We start from the raw sequence: 2,698 nt of genomic DNA on the forward strand, positions 1-2,698 counted from the left end.
TCACGTGGATCGTCTCCGACACGACGATGCAGGCGGCCGTGTCGTCGGAGAACTGCGGGTTCTTCGCGTGGCCGAGCGCCTCGTAGAAGGCGACCGAGCGTTCGAGATCGCGAACGGGAAGATTGACGAAGATCAGCCTGGACATGGACCCCTCCTGCATCGGCGCCCCGGACGGCGCGCCCTCGATTGGACAAGACTGACCGGATCAGTTATCAATTGCAACCATGAAGTCAGAAGAAATAACCAAGGGTGCGGATCTGATCAGCACGGAGCGGCGCTGGCCCTACCGAGACGCCTGCGCGGCGGCCCACGCGCTGGAGCTTCTCGGCGAGCACTGGACGCTGCTCGTAATGCGCGAGCTGATGCCGGGGCCGCGCCGCTTCAGCGACCTGCGCGCCGGCCTGCCGGGTATCAGCGCCAACGTCCTGACGCAGCGGCTGGAATGGCTGGAGGAGGCGGGCGTCATCGTCCGCCGCGAATTGCCGCCGCCGTCCGGCGCGCGGGTCTACGAGCTGACCGAATGGGGCCAGGAGGCGGAACCGATCTTTCGCGTGGTCGGCCGCTGGGGCGCGCGCTCGCCCTTCCATGATCCGACGGCCAGCTTCTCGGCCGCCTCGCTGATGCTGTCGCTGCGCACGATGTTCGATCCCGAGCGGGCCGGTGGCTTTGCGGGGCGGATCGGCTTCCGCTTGGGGCGCGAGACGTTGCTGGCCGTCGTCCATCGCGGCACGATCGAGGTCGCCCTGGGGGCGGTGGAGGGGGCGGACGCCGTGCTGACGGGCGAGCCCCGCGCGGTCGCCGCCACGATCTACGGCGGCCAGAGCCTCGAGACGCTGGAAGCGGCCGGCGCGCTGGCGGTCGAGGGCGATCGCGAGGTGGTTCGCCGCTTCGCGAGCTTCTTTCCTCTGCCGGAGAAGGCGCCCCTGCCGGGCAGCTGACGCTTATTCGGCCGCCTCGAGGAAGGCCGTCGGCTCCAACGGCTCGGGCAACTTGCGCAGCGACGAGACGCCGGCGTCGCGTGCCAGCCCCGCGAAGATGCCGCCCTGCGCCACGAGTTCGTCGAACGTGCCGGTCTCGGCGATGTGACCGCCGTCCAAGACGATGATGCGGTCGGCCGAGCGGATGGTGGACAGGCGGTGCGCGATGACGAAGGTCGTGCGGCCCTTGCGCAGCCGCTCCAGGGCGCCCTGGAGGCGCGTCTCGGTGGCGGTGTCGAGCGCCGAGGTCGCCTCGTCGAGGATGAGGATCGGCGCATCCTTGAGGAGCGCACGGGCGATCGCGAGGCGCTGGCGCTCGCCGCCCGACAGGCCGAGCCCGCGCTCGCCCACCATCGCCTCGAAGCCGTCCGCCTTGCGGGCGATGAAGTCGGCGGCACCGGCGAGCCGGGCGGCCTCCTCGATCTCGGTCATCGTGGCCTCTGGCCGGCCGATCGCGATGTTCTCGCGGATGGTGCGGCTGAAGAGACCGGCCTCTTGGAAGACGACGCCGATCGAGGCGCGCAGCGAGGTCAGCGTCACGTCGCGAATGTCCTGTCCGTCGATGGTGATGCGGCCGCATTCGGGGTCGTAGGCGCGCTGGAGGAGCGACAGGGCGGTGGATTTGCCCGATCCAGTCGGCCCGACGATCGCGATCGTCTCGCCCGGCCGCGCCTCGAAGTCGAGACCGCGAACGGCGCCGGACCCTTGCGGGTAGCGGAAGGTGACGTTCTCGAAGCGCACGCGCCCTTGCGTGACGCTGAGCGGCTGCGCGTCGGCGCGCTCCACCACGTCGGTGCGCTCGCCCAGGATCGCAAAGAACTGCACCAGCATCGGTGCGCGCGAGAACAGCCCCATCAGGAAGCCCGTCAGCTGGTCGAGCCGGCCGATCAGGAGCGTCGCGAAGCCGACGAAGGAGACGATCTCGCCGACGCTCGTCTGCCCGCGTGAGGCAAGGAAGGCGCCGTAGGCGAAGATCGAGACGATGGAGATGGACGAGGCACCGCGCGTCAGCACAGCCATCACCGCCCACCAGTTGAGGACCGGGTACTGCGCGGCGAGGATGCGGTCGAGCGCCGAGCGCACGGAGCCGATCTCGCGCGGCACGGCGAGGAAGCTCTGGAGCATCGGCACGTTGCCGAAGAGCTCGCCGACCGTGCCGGAGACGCGGGTGAAATGGCCTTCGATCTGCGCCTGGCCGCCCGAGGTTCGGCGCACGACGGCAAGATTCACCAGCGTGTAGACGGCGATGAGGACGCCGAGCAGCGAGGCGAGGCGCCAGTTCATCCAGAAGGCGACGGGCAGCAGCACGGCGAGCGCCACGACGTTGCCGATCTGCTCGCGGAACAGCGGCAGCCAGAACGAGAAGAGCGTGTCGACGCCCGAGATCATCACCCGCATCAGCCCGCCCGACTGCGAGCGCGAGTGGAACGAGGCCGGCAGCGCGAGAACATGCTCGAGGAAGGTCGCCATGGCGGCCAGCCGGCGACGGTGCATCAGCCGATCGGCGAGCAGCGAGATCGTCATCGCCGACAGGAACGAGACGAAGCTCGCGGCCCCCCAGAGGAGCACAAGCCGCAGCGCATCGCCGCCGGACAGAAGCGCGTTCACAGCATGGCCGAAGAGGACCGGTTCGGCCACCTGGATGCCTGCGACGGCCATGCCGGCGAGGACGATGCCGGCAACGCGGCCGGCCTCGGGGCGCAGGAGCGCAATCGCCCGCG

The 2,698-nt window shown here is 69.8% G+C and carries 3 protein-coding genes; 1 reads left to right on the forward strand and 2 read right to left on the reverse strand.

Annotated elements, in window-relative coordinates; translation table 11 throughout:
- The coding region (locus QZ753_RS12330) for a VOC family protein (protein ID WP_367171510.1) at positions 1 to 145 on the reverse strand (145 nt) is incomplete at its 3' end.
- Between the two features lie 79 nt (positions 146 to 224).
- Here QZ753_RS12330 and QZ753_RS12335 point away from each other — a divergent pair.
- The gene (locus QZ753_RS12335) at positions 225 to 938 is read left to right on the forward strand and encodes a helix-turn-helix domain-containing protein (protein WP_294644106.1); all 714 of its coding nucleotides are present in this window, start codon (positions 225 to 227) and stop codon (positions 936 to 938) included.
- A gap of 3 nt (positions 939 to 941) precedes the next feature.
- Here QZ753_RS12335 and QZ753_RS12340 read toward each other — a convergent pair.
- Positions 942 to 2,698, reverse strand: a 1,757-nt coding sequence (locus tag QZ753_RS12340; protein ID WP_294644107.1) for an ATP-binding cassette domain-containing protein, incomplete at its 5' end; no start/stop codon positions are given.

Source organism: uncultured Aureimonas sp. (assembly GCF_913775355.1).
Classification (GTDB): Bacteria; Pseudomonadota; Alphaproteobacteria; order Rhizobiales; family Rhizobiaceae; genus Aureimonas.

Bases quoted from the DNA above. Each gene is read 5' to 3' on its own strand.
- QZ753_RS12335 (WP_294644106.1), top strand. From the start codon at position 225: ATGAAGTCAGAAGAAATAACCAAGGGTGCGGATCTGATCAGCACGGAG.